Origin of the sequence: Hymenobacter baengnokdamensis (assembly GCF_008728635.1) — a bacterium.
In the GTDB taxonomy this organism is placed as follows: Bacteria; Bacteroidota; Bacteroidia; order Cytophagales; family Hymenobacteraceae; genus Hymenobacter; species Hymenobacter baengnokdamensis.
Genome location: NZ_CP044285.1, coordinates 621,793 through 639,407 on the forward strand (window position 1 = coordinate 621,793; position 17,615 = coordinate 639,407).

Consider the following 17,615-nt stretch of genomic DNA (forward strand, 5'->3'; position numbering starts at 1 on the left):
CTATTCTGACCACTGCTTTATAAGCTTATGCCCGACGAAGAAATAGCCGAGGAAGGTATCCTTAGCCCGGCCGAGCCCGCCGTTCAGGACCCTTTACTGCGCGAGCTGCTGGCTGAAAATGCGCCTTTAACTGCTCCTATCGACACCCCGCTGGAAAAGCCGCAGCCCGTGCCGGCTGCCAGCGAGACGGTCGACTGCATTGTTATTGGCCTGGGGGCGGGCGGCGCGCCGCTGCTGGCCCGCCTGGCGCAGGCGGGGCTTAAGGTAGTGGCGCTGGAGGCCGGCCCCTGGCACAATCCGCAAACCGACTTCGCTACCGACGAAAAAGCCCAGGACTTTTTATTTTGGAATGATGAGCGGCTGGCGGCCGGCCACGACCCGCTGGCCATGGGTAAAAACAACTCTGGTACCGGCGTGGGTGGCTCTACCCTGCACTACACGGCCTACACGCCCCGCCCGCTGCCCGACGACCTGCACCTGCGCCGCGATTTTGGCAAGGGGGAAGACTGGCCCCTTACCTACGACGACCTCGCTCCGTACTTTGAGGAGGTTGAGCAGTTTTTAGGTATTTCAGGGCCAACGCCTTATCCCTGGGGGCCCGCCCGACCCAAAGGCTACGCCCTGCCGCCGCTGCCCCTCAACAGCGCCGCGCAATTGATGGGCCGTGGGGCCCAAAAACTCGGGATTCTCACTTCGCCGGCCGCCAACGCGGCCCTGGCCAGCCGCTACTACCAGGAGGGCGTGGGCTGGCGCGAAGAATGTATCAAGTGCGGCTTTTGCCAGGCCGGCTGCGCTAATGGGGCAAAAGCCAGCATGGATGTCACCTTTATTCCGCTAGCCGTGAAATACGGGGCCGACATTCGGCCTAATAGCTTCGTAACCGAGATAGAGCGCCACGCGGACGGAAATATTAGCGCTGTTATATATAAACAAAACGACCAGACGCACCGTCTGGCTTGCAACCACCTGTTTTTATGCGGCGGCGCGGTAGAGACGCCCCGCCTGCTGCTGCTCAACGAGCTGGCCCTGACCAGCGGCCAGGTGGGCCGCAACCTGATGGCGCATACAGGCGTGCAGGTGTGGGGCACGTTTGCCGACGAGGTGCGGCCCACCAAGGGTATTCCGGGCGGCTTGATTTCGCAGGATACGCACCGGCCCAAGGATGCCGACTTTGCGGGCGGCTACCTCCTGCAAAGCATTGGGGTAATGCCGGTTACGTTTGCAGGCCAGGTAGCGCGCGGGCGCAAGCTCTGGGGCCAGGCCCTGCGCGACTATATGCGGCAGTTCAACCACATTGCGGGCATCAATATCCTCGGCGACTGCCTGCCACACCCCAATAACTACCTGGAGCTGAGCGAGGAGCAGGATGCCCGCCAGCTGCCCAAGCCGCGCCTGCACTTCACGGCCCAGGAAAACGAGCTGCGGATGAATGCCCACGCCGAAAAAACGATGCGGGCCATTTGGGAAGCCGCCGGCGCTACCGATATCTGGGCGTTTGGGCGCTACGCCCACGTTATTGGCACGGCCCGCATGGGCTTGAGCGGCGACGATGCCGTGGTGGACCGCGATGGCCGGGCCTTCGACGTACCCAACCTGTACATCTGCGATAACTCGGTGTTTCCGAGCGCGCTCAGCGTAAACCCGGCCCTTACTATTATGGCTCTGAGCCTGCGCACGGCCGATAAGTTTTTAGAGAAGCAGAAAAGGCGGGACAAGTAAAGCTGTTAGCAAAGAAGCTGTTATAGCAAGTGCAAGAATGTCAGGCTGACTTTTTAAACAGCTTTAACGAGTAGTGAGCAATTGTCAGGCTCTCCTCTTTTGTGCTTAACTGTTCACTAGTTATCGTTAACTATTTCTTTATGAAATCATTTCTCACCGAGATAAAAGAGCATTTCGGCAGCGGCAACTACGAGGGTGATGAGTTTGGCGGCGCCACCGGCCACAACGGCAGCGGCCTGCCCACGGGCCTGCCCAACAACTTTATGTTTGCCACCGGCATCGAGTGCAGCTACCCTACCATCGACCACGGCCGCACCCGCCGCGACTTGCTGGCCGAGTGCGACCACTATAACCGCTACCAGGAAGACCTGGGCCTGGTGAAGGAAATGGGCCTGAAAGTGCTGCGCTACGGCCTGCCCTACTATAACATCCAGCTCAGCCCCGAAAAATACAACTGGGAATTTGCCGACCTGGCCATGGCCGAGATGCAGCGCCTGGGCATTACCCCAATTCTGGATTTGATGCACTTTGGGGTACCCGACTGGCTGGGCAACTTCCAGAACCCCGAGCTGCCGGTGCATTTTGCGGCCTACTGCGAGCAGGTAGCCAAGCGCTACCCCTGGGTGCGCTACTACACGCCGGTAAACGAGATTTATGTCACGGCCAAGATGAGCGCCAAAGACGGTCTCTGGAACGAGCAGCTGACGACCGACAAGGCGTTTGTCACGGCGCTCAAGCACATCGTCGCCGCCAGCATTATGGGCACGCAGCGCATTGCCAAGCACCGGCCCGACTGCATTATTGTACAAAGCGAGTCGGCCGAGTTTACCCACGAGCTGCGGGCCGAGCGCACCCCCGCCGTGCAGCTGGAAAACAAGCTGCGCTTCACGGCTCTCGACCTGCTTTATGCCCATCAGCCCGAAGGCGAAGTAGTAAACTACCTCTACGACAATGGCATGACGCGGCGTGAGTACGACTGGTTTATGGCCGGCGAGCCGCCCGGCTACCAGGTGATGGGCAACGACTACTACGGTCGCAACGAGAAGATTGTGCTACCCAATGGGGAAATCTGCACCAGCATGGACGTGCTCGGGTGGTACACCATTACCCACGACTACTACCAGCGCTACCAAAAGCCCGTGATGCATACCGAAACCAATGTGCTCACCGCCAGCGAAGGCCCTACCTGGCTCTGGAAGCAGTGGGTCAACATCTTGCGCATGCGCAAGGAAGGCGTACCCGTGCTGGGCTTTACCTGGTACTCGCTCATCGACCAGATTGACTGGGACAAGGGCCTGGCTCAAAAAACCGGCACCGTAAACGCCTGCGGCCTGTTTGACCTCGACCGCAAGCCCCGCGCGGTAGCGGAGGCCTACAAGATGCTGCTGCGCGAATATGGCCAAATTACTATTGTTCCGCACGGCGAGCTGTTTGAGGTAACTACCCGGCCGGCTACGCTGAAGGTAGAGGTGTAGGCCCGCCGGCTGGCGGCGAGCCGCCTATTTTTGCAAACAATGAATTCAGCAGCCTTTTCCAGATGGCGGGCGGCGTGGGGGTGGCTGGCCCGCTACCACGGCTGGCTGCTGGCCACCTGGTGGGCGGTGGTGCAGGCCGGTTGCTGGCGCTACTACCGCGGGCCGCATCTGCTAGGCGATGGCTTCAGCTACGTGGCCTATGCCCGGCAGCTGGCCGACACCGGCACGCTGGCCGGCGGCCACTATGGCTACTATGCCGGCTACTCACTCTTTATCAGCCTGTTTCTGAAAACGGGGCTGGGGCTGATGGGCGTAGGGCTGGGCCAGGTGGCGCTCTCGGGGCTGGCGGCGCAAGCGTTTTACGCGACCATGCGGCGGCTTACGGGCGGGCACTGGCCCACGGCGGCGCTAGCTACGGCGGCCCTTGTAAGCTGGGTAGAGGTGCAGGCCTTTAACCCGTTTATCCTGACCGAGTCGCTGTTTACGAGCTTCCTGCTATTCGGCTTGTGGGCGATGGCGCGGGTGCGCGACCGGCGCAGCGGCGCGGTAGCGGCGGCCATTCTCTGCTACACGGCAACTATCCGGCCTAATGGCTTTGTGGCCCTGGCGGCCGCGGCCCTTGTGGGCCTGCATCACTTGTGGCAGCAGGGCCGGCGCGGCTGGGCGGTGGCGTGGCTGCTGGTACTGGCGGTACTGGCCGGCGTGGGCCTTAACCGCATTGTTACGGCGTTCAATCTTATTGCTACGTACGCAGCTGGCACGGTCATCTTCGACTATCCGCCCACGGCGGTAGAGCGGCCCGCCAGCCTGGCCATCCCACCCGCTGCCTGGCTGCCAATCAGCCAGCTGGGCTGGTTTATAGCGCATAATTTTGGCTATTTCAGCAAGTTGTGCCTACTAAAAGCCATTTATTTTTTAGGCTTTCCCAGGCCCTGGTATTCTACCTTGCACCGGGTGTGGGTGATAGTCAGCCTGGTGCCCCTTTACACACTGGCCGGGCTGGGTATGCTGAAGCGCCCCGCCGCGCACCTGGCGCCATCCTATGCGGGGCTGGCTATTGCTCTGCAAATCAGTGTGGTGATGATGACAGTAGAAGAATGGGGAGCGCGCTTTTCCGGCCCCTTCATCCCCTACTGGCTGCTGCTGGCGGCGCTGGGGGCCCAGCCCACGCTACAGCGGTGGCTGGCCAGGGCCAACGAGCGGGCAGCCTCATCCAGCAAGTAGATGGTACTACTAGGCTAGTAGTTATTGCTACCCTACCACGCACTCTGTAACTTGCGAACATAACTCTACTTTCTAAACTTCTGCTTATCGCGCTATTTTTATGAGATTTATTGTTTCGCTGCTGTTGCTTGGACTACTGCTGGCGGGACGGCATTCGGTGGCCCAGCGCCTCGTGCTTAGCGGTCAGGTGGTAGAGGCGATTTCGGGCGAGCCAATTCCGTTTGCGTCTATCTTCGTACCCAACACCAGCACCGGCATCACGGCCGATGTAGACGGCCGCTTCAAGCTGACCGTGACGGGCACGCCAGACTCACTGGCTGCCTCGGCACTGGGCTTCGTCACCCAGCGCAAGCACCTGAGCAATCAGGCGCAGCAGTCCATTCTGTTTCGGCTGCGCAAGGGCAGCGGCGTAGCCCTGGCCGAAGTAGTGGTAAGCTCGCGGCAGCCCGAAAACCCAGCCTTTCGCATCTTGCGCGAGGTGCTGAAGCACAAGCCCGAAAATGAGCGCACGGCGCTCAACACCTCCGAGTACAGCTCATACAACCGGATTGAGGTGAGCCTGGCCGACATTCCGAAGTCGCTGGCCAACCGTAAGGTAGTCAAAGACATTCGGGCGCTGGCCGTGCGCCAGGGCGCGGCAGCTGCTTCTGACCCCGACGCGCCCCTGCCCCTGTTTGCCTCCGAGGTGGGCTCAAAGGTGTATCAGAAGTATGGCCCGCCGCTGCGCCGCCGCGAAGATATCCTGCACAAGCAGATGCGCGGCGCCGGTCCCCGCGAAGGCTCGGTACTGAGCCAGATGCTGGGCTCCAACTTCCAGAATTTCGATTTTTATCCCAACTGGCAGAATATCCTGGGCAAGGATTTTATCTCGCCTATCTCGGCTGGCGGCCGGCTCACCTACAACTACGAGTTGCAAGACTCGCTGCTGGTAGGCAAAGACTACTGCTACAAAATCGCTATCGCGCCCAAGCGCCCGCATGACCTGGCATTCACGGGCACTATCTGGATTACAGCTGATAAGTATGCTTTAAAGCGCATCGACGTCACGACTAGTGAGAAGGCTAACATCAACTTTATCAGCGACCTGCGCATCTTCCAGGAGATGACTTCGCCCAGCGAAGGCCCCGGCCTGCCCATCCGCACCCGGCTGGTGCTGGGGGTGCGCCCCTACGAAAAGCAGGCGGCCATGCGCGTGCGCTTTACCACCGTCAACTCCGACTTTGTGCGCAACCAGCCGCATACCGAAAGCGGCTTTTATGACCAGCCCATTGTATCGACTATTCTGGAGCCCGGCAAGGGACAAACCAGTGACCTCGTGAGTGGGCTGCTGCCCAGCGGGGCCTCCGAAGGCTATTTTGACAAGAACCGGCCCGATACCCTGAGCTTGAGCGAGCGGCAGACGTTTGCCGTGCTTGACTCGGCCCGCGAGCTGCCCTCGGTGCGCAGTACCCTCGACTGGGTCGATTTATTTATCAATGGCTATAAAAAGCTGGGGGCCATTGGCCCGCAGCATTCCCCGCTGCTTTCGGCCGCCACCGCCGCCAAGTTTGAGCTGGGCCCAATCATTAATACCTACGCGCATAACAACTTCGAAGGCAGCCGCTTTCGGCTCGGCGGGCGCACTACGCCCGAGTTCAGCCGCAGCTGGGTACACCAGGCCTACGTGGCTTACGGCACGCTGGACAATATTGTGAAGTACGGCATTAAGTCGACTTACATTGCGGAGCGCCGCCACTGGACGCTCATTACCGGCGAGTTTCGACACGATGTGGAGCAGGTGGCCCTCCTGGACAATGACTTTTTACCCGACAACAATCTGTTTGTGGCGGCTGCCCGCTGGGGACGCTTTACCGAGGGCCGCGCTATTTTGCGCAATCTGGCTTCGGTCAGTATTCAGCGCGATTTGTTTCATGGCTTTACCGAAACCCTGACCCTGCGCTACCAGGGTATTCACCCGCTGCACCCTTTCTCTTATTACGACACGCCTAACCAAGGCCCGGACGCCCCCCTGGGCCGCGACCTCACCCTGTCGGAAGCCGTGTTTGAGTCGCGCTACGCGCCCGACGAAAATCTGGTGCAGAGTGAGAACCGCCGTCGTGCCATCGGGCTTAAAAAACTACCGGTAGTTACGTTCCGCTATACTATTGGGGCCCGCAATTATCTGAGTGACAGCCAGCACCCGCGCTATCAAAAATACAACCTGCTCCTGACACACAGCGTGTCGCTGGGTCATTTTGGGCGGCTGGGCTACCGTATTGAGGGCAATTATATACCCGACCCGGTACCTTATATCATCCTGAAGACACCGCTGGGCAACGAGACGCCGTTTTTTAATGCGAATGCTTTTAACCTGATGAACTACTTCGAGTTTGTGACCGACCGCTCGGTGTCGCTGCGGCTCGACCAGCATTTTGAAGGTGTTATTTTGAACGCGCTGCCAGTCATCCGGCGCTTCAATTGGCGGCTGGTGGGTACCGTCAACGCGCTTTATGGGGGCCTTACCGATGCCAATCGTAATATGCTACCTCCCACCGATAAGGACGGCAACCGCCTGGTGCGCCTGAATGCCCTGAACCCGAACACTCCTTATATAGAGGCCGGCTACGGCATTGAGAATATCTTCAAGTTTGTGCGAGTCGATTTTATTCATCGCCTCACCTACCGCGACTTACCCAACGCCAAAAACTTCGGCATCAAGGTGGGCGCGCAGTTCCGGCTCTGATTGGCACTTATGCAATGGGTACCAGGTACTATCGCTCACACAGCAGAACGACAGTACCTGGTACCCATTGCGTATTACCAACTACTGCTGCTTGGCCAGCCAAAGCGAGGCGTTCAGGTGCAGGTTGGCGTGGCTGGCCAGCTCCGTCCAGCCGGGGTACACGGTGTTGCCGGGGCTGCCGGTGCCATCATCGGCCGGCGACGAATCGGTGATGCAGAAGACGCGGCCGGTACCAAAGGTGCTGCTCGCGCACATGATGTTGCTCAGGCCCTGGACCGAGCTGCTTTGCCACACCAGGGGCACGGCCTGCGAGCCCGAGGTTTTAGTGATGGTGGCGCCGTTTGAGAACTTGAGCTGCGTAACGTTGCCCTGCGAGCCGTGCAGAATAGTGTTGGTGCTGCCAGCCAGCACGTTGCTGGTCGTTTCAGAGATATTGGTGAGCGCAATACTGTAGCCGAAAGGGTTGACCTGCACCGAGTTGTTGGTCATCAGGTCGTTCCAGATGGCGGGCGAGTCGTAGCCGTCGTTGTTACGGTCCGACTGGTCGTGGTCGGAAATCATGAACAAGCCGCCGCCATTTTTTACAAAATTGAGGATGGCAGTCTTCTCGCTGGCCGTAAAGAGCGTGTTTGGCTCGTCAATTACAAACACGTTGTAGTTGGCCAAATCCTGGGGGTTGGATGAGTTGCCGTAGGTAATAGCCGTGCCGGCCGGCAGGTTCTCAACCGAGTTGCCCAGCTTTACCAGAGCCACTCCCCAGGAAGAGAGCGCGGCCGTCCAGTAGCTTTCCGGGGTGCTGGCCGTGATACCCGAAGCGGCTGGCGTGGGGTAGCGTGGGGCCACGCCGCCATCCACGTCGAGGGCCCAGTCGGCGTTGCCAGCCAGTTCGGCGTGGCTGGCGTCGAACAGGAACTTGGTACCGCCGCTGCCGGGAGGCGGGGTGCCACCACCGCCCGTGCCCGCGTAGCTCTGTACCGTGATGTTGTCGAAATTGAGGCGGTTGGTGCTGCCATCCGTTTTGCGCACCTGCAGGCGCACCGCACCGGCCATGTTCAGGGTGAAGCTAGCCGTGGCCAGGGTTGTGCTGCTGCTCGTGATGGTGCTGCCCACTTTGGCGTAGCTGCTGCCGCTGTTGGTGCTGGCCCACAGCTCCCAGGTGCCGGAAGCATCGGTGCCATACCGGGCATGGTCGACGGTGACGACGCCCGCCCCGCTGGTCAGGTCGAAGTTCATGCTCAGCGAGCCGCTGTTGCGCACCCGCGCCGACTGCGTGCCCGTGTGGGCATCGGCGCTGGTGTTGCCCAGAAGCGCGTCGGTGAGGGTCCACGAGCCCGAGCTGAGCGTGACGGTGCCGGCGGTATAGGCCGTTTTGGTGCCCGTTTCGAAGCCCTCAGGGAAGCCCGGTGCCGAGGCATTCTGGCTAAGAGCGGTGGCGGCAGGCAGCACCGGGCTGGCTTCTTGCCGGGCGCAGGCCGCCAGCAGGGAGGCACTCAGCAGCGGGGCTGCCAGGTAGCGAAATACATTTTTCATGCGGTGGTTTTAGGAAAAGAAAGAAAGACTGTGTAGCAGCAAAGCTAACCTTTTTTCACCTAAAATTTACCTGCATAAAACCCGGGTTGCGGATGAGTAACAGCCGATTATCGCCCACCCGGCCGAGCAAAGCCAAAAGCCCTCCTGCCCCACAGCGAGGGAAGAGGGCTTTTGCTTACGCTATAGTAGCCACGAGCAGATTCGAACTGCTATCAAGCGTTTAGGAAACGCCTATTCTATCCCTTGAACTACGCAGCCAGGCCACAAAGGTAAGCCACCGGCCGAGCCCCCGCTACATCTTGTAGGCGAGTACAATCCCAAAGGAGAGCGCCGTGAGTATCAGGCCAACCATAAAAATGGAATAGCTCACGCGCAACAGCCTGTATTTACGGTCGAGCACTTCGCCAAGATAATATACATCTGTTACCATATTTGTATAAAGGGTATTTTTCTGGCGCATCAGCTCGTGCATACCTTCCTGAAAGTGCTGCAGGCTGAGCTTGGTGAACTGTCCGAAAAACAAGAGGTTGACGCGCCGGTTGGTGGCAATCTCGGGGTTGCGCTTCAGCCATTTGAAGCTCGTGACATCGGGCTGAGCCGAAAGAATAGCCGAGGTTACCGAGCCCAGGGCGGTAAGCAGCAGAATGCCCATGGGCACGGCCAGAATCGGATTGCGGGTAAAGCTGGCATTGCCGGTGGGCGTCATCCCCGACGATTTGGCCCCCAGGTAGGTAATTATCACCGACATGATAACCGCGTTGAGCGAAATCATCATGCTGGCCTTTTTATCGGCCATGTCGGAGAGCTTCATGTGGTTGGAGTACATGGTGCGGAACATTGTTTCGATGCCCCGCTTGGGCTCGGCGAAGGTGTCGGTTTTTTCCTTTTCCTTTTTCTTGGCTTTTTTCTCGGCCTTTTTGAGCCGGTCGCGCTGGTTTTCAACATTGGCTTTCAGCGACTTCTTATAGCGGTCTTTGCCAGCGCCGGAGAGGTACTTATGCGCCAGCATAAAGTTGAGCTGCAGCTCGGCCCACTCGGGGTTGCTGTACGACTTATCGAGGGCCAGCTCCCACTCGGTGCGCAGCAGCTCGGCGCGGGCCCGAAAATCGTCGGCGGCCAGATTGCTCATATCGGCATCGACCATTATTTTTTCGAGCTCCGTAGTTGGCGTCTCGTTGCGATGCGTAGCGCGGATAAGGTTTTTAATAACCTCTACGCGGGCGGGCTCCACCTTTTTTTCCAGAAGCCAGGCCTCGGCCCGGGCCATGCTCTTATACTCGTGGCCATCGTAGGTATCGAGGTAGCCCGTGTCGTGAAACCAGGCGGCCAGCAGCAGTTCCTCGGTTTGCTCGGGGCTGAGCTGGGCATCGTCGGCCAGGTTGCGGGCCTGCTTCACTACGTAGGCCGTATGCGCCAGCGTGTGGTAGGTGAGGCGGGGGTCCAGCTCGGCCGTCAGCTTGGGCTCGAGGTAGGCTTGCGCCTGCTGCACCAGCGCCGACACCTCCGGCTTGGGCGGCTTAGCAGGCGGAGAAGCTGGGGCGGCCGGAGTTTCGGCTTCGGCGGGGAGAGTAGTAGTAGCCATAATTCAGCGCAAGAAACAACAGCCGGCCGGCGTTGCGTTCAGCCTGGCAGTGGGCTTTCAACGCGCTACAGTCGGCCTGGGTTAATTCCTAACCTCAACCGCACGGGCCAGCTTTGCGTAGCAGCCCTCACGCGGGAAATAAAAAAGGGCGGCTTGTCTTGCAGTGCCTGGCAGCCCGCCCAAAAAATCTTACGTACAGCCAGCCTTACGCCTTTATTCTGCAACTCGTATTTACCTTTTTGGTAGCGCCCCGCGCTACGTGTACTTTCACCTACATGACACTACTTCTCCGCCTTTTCTGCTGCCTGTGCCTACTAGCTACTCTTCCGCTCACCGTGCATGCGCAGCTCGAAGAGCTGGGCGAAGCCGGCGAGTCCGAGTTCAACCCGGTAAACCCCAAGCCCAATTACCGCCGCACGGCCGTAGGCTGGGAAAAGCACCTGCCTCCCGATTCGAGCCGCATTCGCTATTCAGTATTTTTGATTGGCGACGTAGGCAATCCCATTCTGGCCGACAAGGGCGGCGAGCCATCGCTGAACTTCATGCGCAAGCAGATGCTGCAGGCCGGCACTAAGAGCGCGGTCGTGTTTCTGGGCGATAACGTGTACAACCAGGGTATGCCGCCCGAGGGCGCCTACGACCGCAAAACGGCCGAAAACCGGCTCAATGCCCAGCTCGATATTCTGAAAGGCTACAAGGGAGAAAAATACATGGTGCCCGGCAACCACGACTGGATTCAGGGCTACAAGGGCGGGCTGGCCCAGGTAAACCGCGAGCAGGCCTACGCCGAGCACTACCTGGCCAAAGATTCAGTGGCTTTTTCCTATACCGGCGATTTTCTGGTGCCGCGCGATGGCTGCCCCGGCCCTTACGAAATCAGGCTGCGCGACGACCTGGTGATGATTGCCATCAACTCGCAATGGTTTATTACCGACCAGGCCAACCGGCCCTTCGGCAGTGCCTGCGGGGCCAACACGGAAGACGATGTATATGCGCAGCTCGAAGAGGTGATTAAGCGCAACCAGGACAAGCATATCCTGATTGTGACGCACCACCCGCTGTTTTCGGATGGCATTCACGGCGGCTACTTTACGCTGGCCGACCACCTGTTTCCGCTCAGCATTGTGCAGAAATATGCGTTTCTACCGCTGCCGGTTATCGGGTCGGTGTACCCGCTGGCCCGCAAGTATGGCGGCATTGCCCAGGATTTGGCGTATCCGGCCTACCAGGACTACAAGAAGAACCTGCTCGACCTGTTTGGCAAATATCCGAATATTATCTATGCCAACGGCCACGAGCACAACCTCCAGTATTACGACGAGGAGAAAACCAAGTCGCACTTCATCACCAGCGGCTCAGGCTGCAAAACGCAGCACGTAAAGCCTGGCAAGGGTGGTGAGGCGCTGTTTTCGGACAAGGAAAAGGGCTTTGCCCGGCTCAATTACTACGACGACGGCCAGGTGTGGGTCGAATACCTCATTCCCAGCGATAAAGACAAAGGCCAGACGGCCCGGCTTGCGTACCGCCAGCAGGTATATGCCGAGTTGGGCCGGGGCCGGGCCGCTACGGCCGCGGCAGGCCCCGGCGGCAAAGTGAGCAAGAAGAATAAGCCCGACTCGGGGGCGGCTCCCGGCACGCAGGCGCCGGGCGGTGCCACCGCCACCCGCGCCGGCAACCAGAGCAACGACGACTTTGAGTCGGCCGCCGCCAAGGCGGCCGACAAGCCTACAGGGGCACCCGTCGTAACCTCGGCCATGAAGCGGCCCAACTTCAAAGACAGCGTAGTAACGGTAGCCGTGAACCCGAGCTACAACCAGCACGGCCGCCTGCACAACTGGCTGCTGGGCGAGCACTACCGCAAGGAGTGGGCTACGCCGGTTGCCTTTCCGGTGCTAGATATCCAAACCGCGGAAGGCGGGCTTATTCCGTACAAAACGGGGGGCGGCAAGCAGACGGCCTCACTGAAAGTGCGCAACGAGGCCGGCTACTACTACACAGTGCGGGGCATCGATAAAGACCCCGCCGCCGTGCTGCCCGAGAATTTCCGCACCGGCCTGGCCAAAGCGGTGTTGCAGGACCAGATATCGGCCCAGCATCCCTACGCCTCGTTTGTGCTGCCGCCCCTGGCTACCGCAGCCGGCATTCTGCATACGAACCCGCGCTACGTCTATATTCCGAATGACCCGGCGCTGGGCCAGTACCGGCAGAAGTTTGCCAACACACCCGCCGCACTGGAAGAAGACGCCAAAGGCAGCCAGGATACCGACGCCTCGCTCGACTACGCCAAGAAGCTCGTGAGCACCGATAAGATGCTCGAAAACCTGCTGGCCGACAACGACAACCAGGTCGACGAGCCGGCCTTTGCGCGCTCGCGCCTCTTCGATATGTGGATTGGCGACTGGGACCGCCACGAAGACCAGTGGCGCTGGGCCCAGCGCAAAACCAAGGACGGCGACAAGATTTATACGGCCGTGCCCGAAGACCGCGACATTGCCTTTTTTAAAGGTGATGGAGTGCTGCCTTCGCTTATTTCGAAAAAATTTGCGGTGCGCAACTTTCAGAATTTCGGCTACGATTACGGCGACTACAAGGGCCTGAACCAAACCGGCCTCAGCAACGACCGGCTATACCTGAGCGGCGTGAGCCGCGAAGAATGGGTGAAGCAGGCCAACATTATGAAAGCCCAGCTCACCGACGAAATCATCGAAAAAGCCTTCCGCGATAAGTGGCCGGCCCAGATTTATGCCGAGCACGGCGCCGAGATTGTGGCCAAGCTCAAGAGCCGCCGCGACCTGCTGCCCGACGTGGCCGCCAAGTACGCCGACGTGATGGCCCAGCGCGTGGAGGTACGCGGCTCACAGAAGCGGGAGAAATTTACGGTGACGCGCCTGCCCGACCATAAGACGCACGTAGTAATGCAGAAAATCAGTAAGAAGGGCCAGCTGACTAAGGTTCTCTACGACCGCACCTTCGACCGTACTACCGACGAGATTCGCCTGTACGGTATCAGCGGCCAGGACGTGTATGACCTGAGCGGCGACCAGCGCCAGGGCCATAAGATTCGCATCATTGCTGGCACGGGCCGTGACACTATCATCGACAACTCGCGGGTAGCCGGTATGCGGCATCGCACCCAGATTTACGACGCCGACACCGGCAACGTGATTGTGAACAAGCGCGGCGAGGCTCGCCTGCGCCTGGAGCCAGGCGTAGAAGTGAGCCGCTACGACCACCCGCACCGCTTCGACCTGAAAGACTACCGCCTCAACTACACCGGCCCGGCCCTGTTTTTTGGGTATAATATCGACGATGGCGTGCTGCTGGGCGGCGGGGTTACGCACCGGCGCTACGGCTTCCGGCGCGAGCCCTTCAGCTCGGAGCAAACCCTGACGGCCAACTTCGCCCCGGCCCGCCAGGCTTATAACCTGCGCTACAGCGGGCAGTTTACAAGCGTATTCGGCGGTAAAACCGACTTGCACATTGCTTCGCAGTTTTACGGACCGCAGCTGCTTTATAATTTCTTCGGCATCGGCAACAACACCCAGAATTATGCGGTGGAAGGCAAAGACCAGGCTACTAACCGCACGGTCAATAGTGCTTACCGGGTGCGCTTCGACCGCTTCTACATTGCCCCCACCCTTGAGCGTAAGCTGTTTACCTTCGGCAAAATTGGTTTTGGGCCGCAGTACGAGCGTTTCCGGGTGGAAAGCGACCAGATTGGAACAGTTATCAGAGACAGCATCGGGACGGGCCTCGAAAACCGACACTTCGGCATCCGCAACTCCGACTTTCAGGCAAACTCTTACCTGGGCGGCCTGGTGTACATCGACTTCGGGGCACAGTCGTCGCCCAAAGACCCGCGCATTGGTATTCAGTGGCACAACGAGGCGCAGTACAACTGGCAGCTCAACGGCGAGCAGCTGACTTACGGGCGGCTTTCCTCTGAGCTGAAGGCATATATCACGCCCAACTTCCCGTTTCGCATTACCTACGCCGGCCGCGTAGGCGTGCAGCACAACCTTGGCGACTACCGCTTTTACCAGGCTAATACGCTGGGCGGCACCACTAACCTGCGCGGCTATCGCCGCACCCGCTACGCCGGCCGCAGCAGCCTCTACGGCAACTTCGAGGCGCGCCTGCACCTGTTCAAGTTCAACGCCTACCTCTTCCCCGGCACCTTCGGCATCATGGGCCTGGCCGATGCCGGCCGCGTGTACTCGGCCCAGGATACGCGCCAGGGCCTGCAAGCCTTCCACACGGGCTTCGGCGGGGGCGCGTTCGTCAACATCCTCGACCAGGCAGTGGTCAACGTGACGTACTCGGTGGGCGAGGAGCGGCTGCTGTATGTAGGGTTCGACTTTTTGTTTTAGGCAACGCCTGGCTCTACGGACTGCACCCTTGCCGGCTAGTACTCAAAAGCCCCGTGGCGCGTGCTGCGGGGCTTTTTCTGCGCCCAACTCATAACCTCCGCTATATCCTTTTCCCGGTGCCGGCGTTATATTTTGCCGTATCCGGCTATCACATCTCCATTACTTTTTCTCCGATATGGACCAGCCCATCTCTCGCCGCCAGCACGGCTTTGCCGACTATACGTACGTCCCGCTTGTGGCCGCCGCACCCGCGCTGGCAGGTTTTGCCGCCGAAAAAACTGCTGCTACGTTGTGCTATGCTCTCAGTAGCTCGGTGCTGGCATCCAGCCTCTTCACACGCGCCGAGTGGGGCCTGGTCCGGGTTATTCCTTTCAAAGCTCACCTGGCCTTTGACGCGGTGGGGGCCATCACGACTCTAACGGCCCCCTGGTTGTTTGGCTTTGCCAAAAACCGCAAGGCCCGCAATGCCTTTCTGGTTATCGGCACCATCAATCTACTGGTGGGGCTGCTTACCCGACCCGAGGAGATGCCAGCGCAGGCCTAGCACCGCTTACTCTTGCTGTAATACACCCCTCAACTGCTGCACAAGCTGCTAAAGCGACTACCCACAGTACCAGTCACCGCTGAAGCTGCGGCTGGCTGACGGAATCATTCGACATTCGACTTACCCCGCGCCAGCGCCAAGTCAGGGTGCAGGTTGAGCGCAGCGGGCTGCCGGCTTTTCGCCGGCTGTCCGCTCGTCGCCAGAACGTCCGGCGCCAACAAAGAGCCGGCAGCCCGCCCCGTATGCCGACTCACAAAATAATATAATATATATTATAAAATATTTTGCTGCGAGCTTTAATGCCTGTACGCTTACGTTACGGGCTCTACCCACACCGGCACGCCACTCAGGGCGGCGTTGCCGGTCAGCACATCGAGTCGAGCGTCATCGGTTAAGTCGTTAATGCTGGTGCCGGCCTGCTGGCTGGCTACAGCCAGGCGCACGCCGGCGCGCTGGTGGCCGTAGCCGTGGGGCATGCTGGCCACGCCGGGCATCATCCTGTCGCTCAGCTCCACGAGCAGCTCGATGCTGCCCACGCGGGAGCGCACGCGCACCAGCTGGCCCTCGGTGAGGTGGCGGGCGGCGGCATCGGCGGGGTGCAGGTGCAGCGTACAGCGCGGGCGGCCCTTTATGAGGCGCGGCAGGTTGTGCATCCACGAATTGTTGCTGCGCAGCTCGCGGCGGCTCACCAGGGCTAGCTGGCCGTCAGCCAGTGCCGGCGGCGCGGCCAGTGCCTGGCGGGCGCGAACCAGGTCGGCCAGCAGCAAGGGCGGGGCCAGCTGAAGACGCTGACCAGCCGTACGCAGCGCTTGCGGCAGGCGTGGCAGCAGCGGGCCCAGGTCGAGGCCGTGCGGCGCTTGGCGCAGGGCCGCCACGGAAAGGCCCGCTTTACCATAGGCGCCATATCGGAGGCCGAGGTCGAGCTTAGCTTCGGGATTATCAGGCGGGGCGGCAGTGGCCGGGTCGTACGCATCCGTTTCAAGGCGCTGGCGCAGGCCTTCAAATATCTCCCAGTCGTAGCGCTGCGCGGGGCTTTTGGCAAACAGCGGCTCCGAGTAGCGGGCCGTGTTGCGAATAGCCAGCGCGTGAAACGACACGTCGTAGTGCGCCGTTTCGAGGCCCGTGGCGGGCGGCAGAATGTAGTGGGCGTGGCGCGTGGTCTCGTTGAGGTAGATGTCGATGCTCACCATAAAATCGAGGCTTTCGAGCGCCTGGTCGAGCTGGCGGCCATTGGGCGTACTCAGCACGGGGTTGCCGCAGCTCGTCACCAGCGCCCGCAGCCGGCCGGGGCCTGGCGTCAGGATTTCTTCGGCCAGGCAGGCCACTGGCAGCTCGCCCATAAACTCGGGGGCGCCCCGCACGCGGCTCTGGTAGCGGTTGTAGCGCTCATAGGGCTGCGGCTTGCCCAGCAGGTCGAGGGCCGGCGTGGCAAACATGGAGCCACCCAGCTCGTCGAGGTGCCCAGTAAGGGCATTGAGCACGCTCACCAGCCACAAACACAGCCCGCCAAACTCCTGCACCGACACGCCCACCCGGCCGTAGCACACGCCGCGCCCGGCCGCGGCCAGCTCGCGGGCCAGCCGGCGAATTGTATCGGCCTCCATACCAGTCATACCCGCTGCCCGCTCGGGCGTAAACGCGGCCACGGCGGCTTGCAGCTCGGCCAGGCCATCGGCAAACCCGGCCAGCCGACCCAGGCGCACCAGGCTTTCGGCAAAGAGCACCTGGGTCATGGCCAGCAGCAAAAACACGTCGGTGCCGGGCCGGATAAAGTGGTGCTCGTCGGCATGAGCGGCCGTTTCGGTGCGGCGTGGGTCAATGACGACCACCTTGCCGCCCCGGTCCCGGATGGCCTGCAGGCGCTTGCCCACGTCGGGCGCGGTCATCAGGCTGCCATTCGAAACCAAGGGGTTAGCGCCCAGTATCAGCCAGTAGTCGGTGCGGTCGAGGTCGGGCACGGGCAGCAGCAGCGGGTGCCCAAACAGCTGCCACGCCGCAAAGTGGTGCGGCAGCTGGTCGACCGACGAGGCCGAAAACAGGTGCCGCGAGCCCAGCGCCTTCAAAAAGCCGGGCGCCGAAAGCTGGGTGCCGGAGTTATGCACCGTGGGGTTGCCGGCGTACCAGGCCGTGGCGTGGGCACCGTGCCGGGCGCGCACCTGCCGCAGGCGGTCGGCTACTTCATCGAGGGCGATGTCCCAGCTTACTTCTTCCCAGCCGGTGGCCGTGCGGCGCAACGGATGGCGCAGGCGGTCGGGGTCTTCGTACACCTCCTGCAAGCCCACAGCCTTGGGGCAAATGTGGCCCCGGCTAAGCGGGTCGGCCTTGTCGCCGACGATACGCAGGACTTTGCCGTCCTGATGCGTGATTTCGAGGCCACAAATGGCTTCGCAGAGGTTGCAGGCGCGGTAGTGTTTTTCGGGAGACATGCCGGGTGGGAAGGAGAGCCTGC

General features: G+C 60.5%; 9 protein-coding genes and 1 tRNA gene. 6 read left to right on the forward strand and 4 right to left on the reverse strand.

Translation table 11 applies throughout. The annotated features are described in order from the left end of the window. Positions 1 to 27: 27 nt before the first annotated feature. From F6X24_RS02625 to F6X24_RS02640, 4 genes are all read left to right on the forward strand, one after another. Positions 28 to 1,719, forward strand: coding sequence for a GMC family oxidoreductase (locus F6X24_RS02625; RefSeq protein ID WP_151086356.1), 1,692 nt, complete (start codon positions 28 to 30; stop codon positions 1,717 to 1,719). A gap of 140 nt (positions 1,720 to 1,859) precedes the next feature. After that, entirely contained in the window at positions 1,860 to 3,194 is a 1,335-nt protein-coding gene (locus F6X24_RS02630) for a family 1 glycosylhydrolase (protein ID WP_151086358.1), read from the forward strand. A 39-nt stretch (positions 3,195 to 3,233) separates the two neighbouring features. Then, a complete protein-coding gene (locus tag F6X24_RS02635) occupies positions 3,234 to 4,418 on the forward strand; it encodes a hypothetical protein (RefSeq protein WP_151086360.1) in 1,185 nt (394 codons plus the stop codon). Positions 4,419 to 4,518: 100 nt separating this feature from the next. Next, positions 4,519 to 7,140, forward strand: a complete 2,622-nt coding sequence (locus F6X24_RS02640; protein ID WP_151086362.1) for a DUF5686 and carboxypeptidase-like regulatory domain-containing protein — start codon at positions 4,519 to 4,521, stop codon at positions 7,138 to 7,140. A gap of 81 nt (positions 7,141 to 7,221) precedes the next feature. Here F6X24_RS02640 and F6X24_RS02645 read toward each other — a convergent pair whose 3' ends face one another. The 3 genes from F6X24_RS02645 to F6X24_RS02655 all read right to left on the reverse strand — a co-directional run bounded on the left by F6X24_RS02645 (position 7,222) and on the right by F6X24_RS02655 (position 10,252). Continuing rightward, positions 7,222 to 8,670, reverse strand: a complete 1,449-nt coding sequence (locus F6X24_RS02645) for a hydrolase (RefSeq protein ID WP_151086364.1) — start codon at positions 8,668 to 8,670, stop codon at positions 7,222 to 7,224. A 186-nt stretch (positions 8,671 to 8,856) separates the two neighbouring features. Continuing rightward, a tRNA-Arg gene (locus F6X24_RS02650) sits at positions 8,857 to 8,928 on the reverse strand. Positions 8,929 to 8,962: 34 nt separating this feature from the next. Then, complete coding sequence (locus F6X24_RS02655) at positions 8,963 to 10,252, reverse strand: Pycsar system effector family protein (RefSeq protein ID WP_151086365.1); 1,290 nt, start codon at positions 10,250 to 10,252, stop codon at positions 8,963 to 8,965. A gap of 275 nt (positions 10,253 to 10,527) precedes the next feature. Here F6X24_RS02655 and F6X24_RS19060 point away from each other — a divergent pair, with 275 nt between their 5' ends. Next, entirely contained in the window at positions 10,528 to 14,622 is a 4,095-nt protein-coding gene (locus F6X24_RS19060) for a metallophosphoesterase (protein ID WP_229725301.1), read from the forward strand. Positions 14,623 to 14,797: 175 nt separating this feature from the next. Beyond that, positions 14,798 to 15,166 (forward strand): hypothetical protein, encoded by a 369-nt coding sequence (locus F6X24_RS02665; protein ID WP_151086367.1) that lies wholly within the window; start codon positions 14,798 to 14,800, stop codon positions 15,164 to 15,166. Positions 15,167 to 15,477: 311 nt separating this feature from the next. Here the strand turns inward: F6X24_RS02665 and F6X24_RS02670 are convergent, their stop codons facing one another. Continuing rightward, complete coding sequence (locus F6X24_RS02670) at positions 15,478 to 17,592, reverse strand: molybdopterin-dependent oxidoreductase (protein ID WP_151086368.1); 2,115 nt, start codon at positions 17,590 to 17,592, stop codon at positions 15,478 to 15,480. Between the last annotated feature and the right edge of the window lie 23 nt (positions 17,593 to 17,615).

Bases quoted from the DNA above. Each gene is read 5' to 3' on its own strand.
- F6X24_RS02670 (WP_151086368.1), bottom strand. From the start codon at position 17,592: ATGTCTCCCGAAAAACACTACCGCGCCTGCAACCTCTGCGAAGCCATT.
- F6X24_RS02635 (WP_151086360.1), top strand. From the start codon at position 3,234: ATGAATTCAGCAGCCTTTTCCAGATGGCGGGCGGCGTGGGGGTGGCTG.
- F6X24_RS02630 (WP_151086358.1), top strand. From the start codon at position 1,860: ATGAAATCATTTCTCACCGAGATAAAAGAGCATTTCGGCAGCGGCAAC.
- F6X24_RS02645 (WP_151086364.1), bottom strand. From the start codon at position 8,670: ATGAAAAATGTATTTCGCTACCTGGCAGCCCCGCTGCTGAGTGCCTCC.
- F6X24_RS02655 (WP_151086365.1), bottom strand. From the start codon at position 10,252: ATGGCTACTACTACTCTCCCCGCCGAAGCCGAAACTCCGGCCGCCCCA.
- F6X24_RS19060 (WP_229725301.1), top strand. From the start codon at position 10,528: ATGACACTACTTCTCCGCCTTTTCTGCTGCCTGTGCCTACTAGCTACT.
- F6X24_RS02665 (WP_151086367.1), top strand. From the start codon at position 14,798: ATGGACCAGCCCATCTCTCGCCGCCAGCACGGCTTTGCCGACTATACG.
- F6X24_RS02625 (WP_151086356.1), top strand. From the start codon at position 28: ATGCCCGACGAAGAAATAGCCGAGGAAGGTATCCTTAGCCCGGCCGAG.
- F6X24_RS02640 (WP_151086362.1), top strand. From the start codon at position 4,519: ATGAGATTTATTGTTTCGCTGCTGTTGCTTGGACTACTGCTGGCGGGA.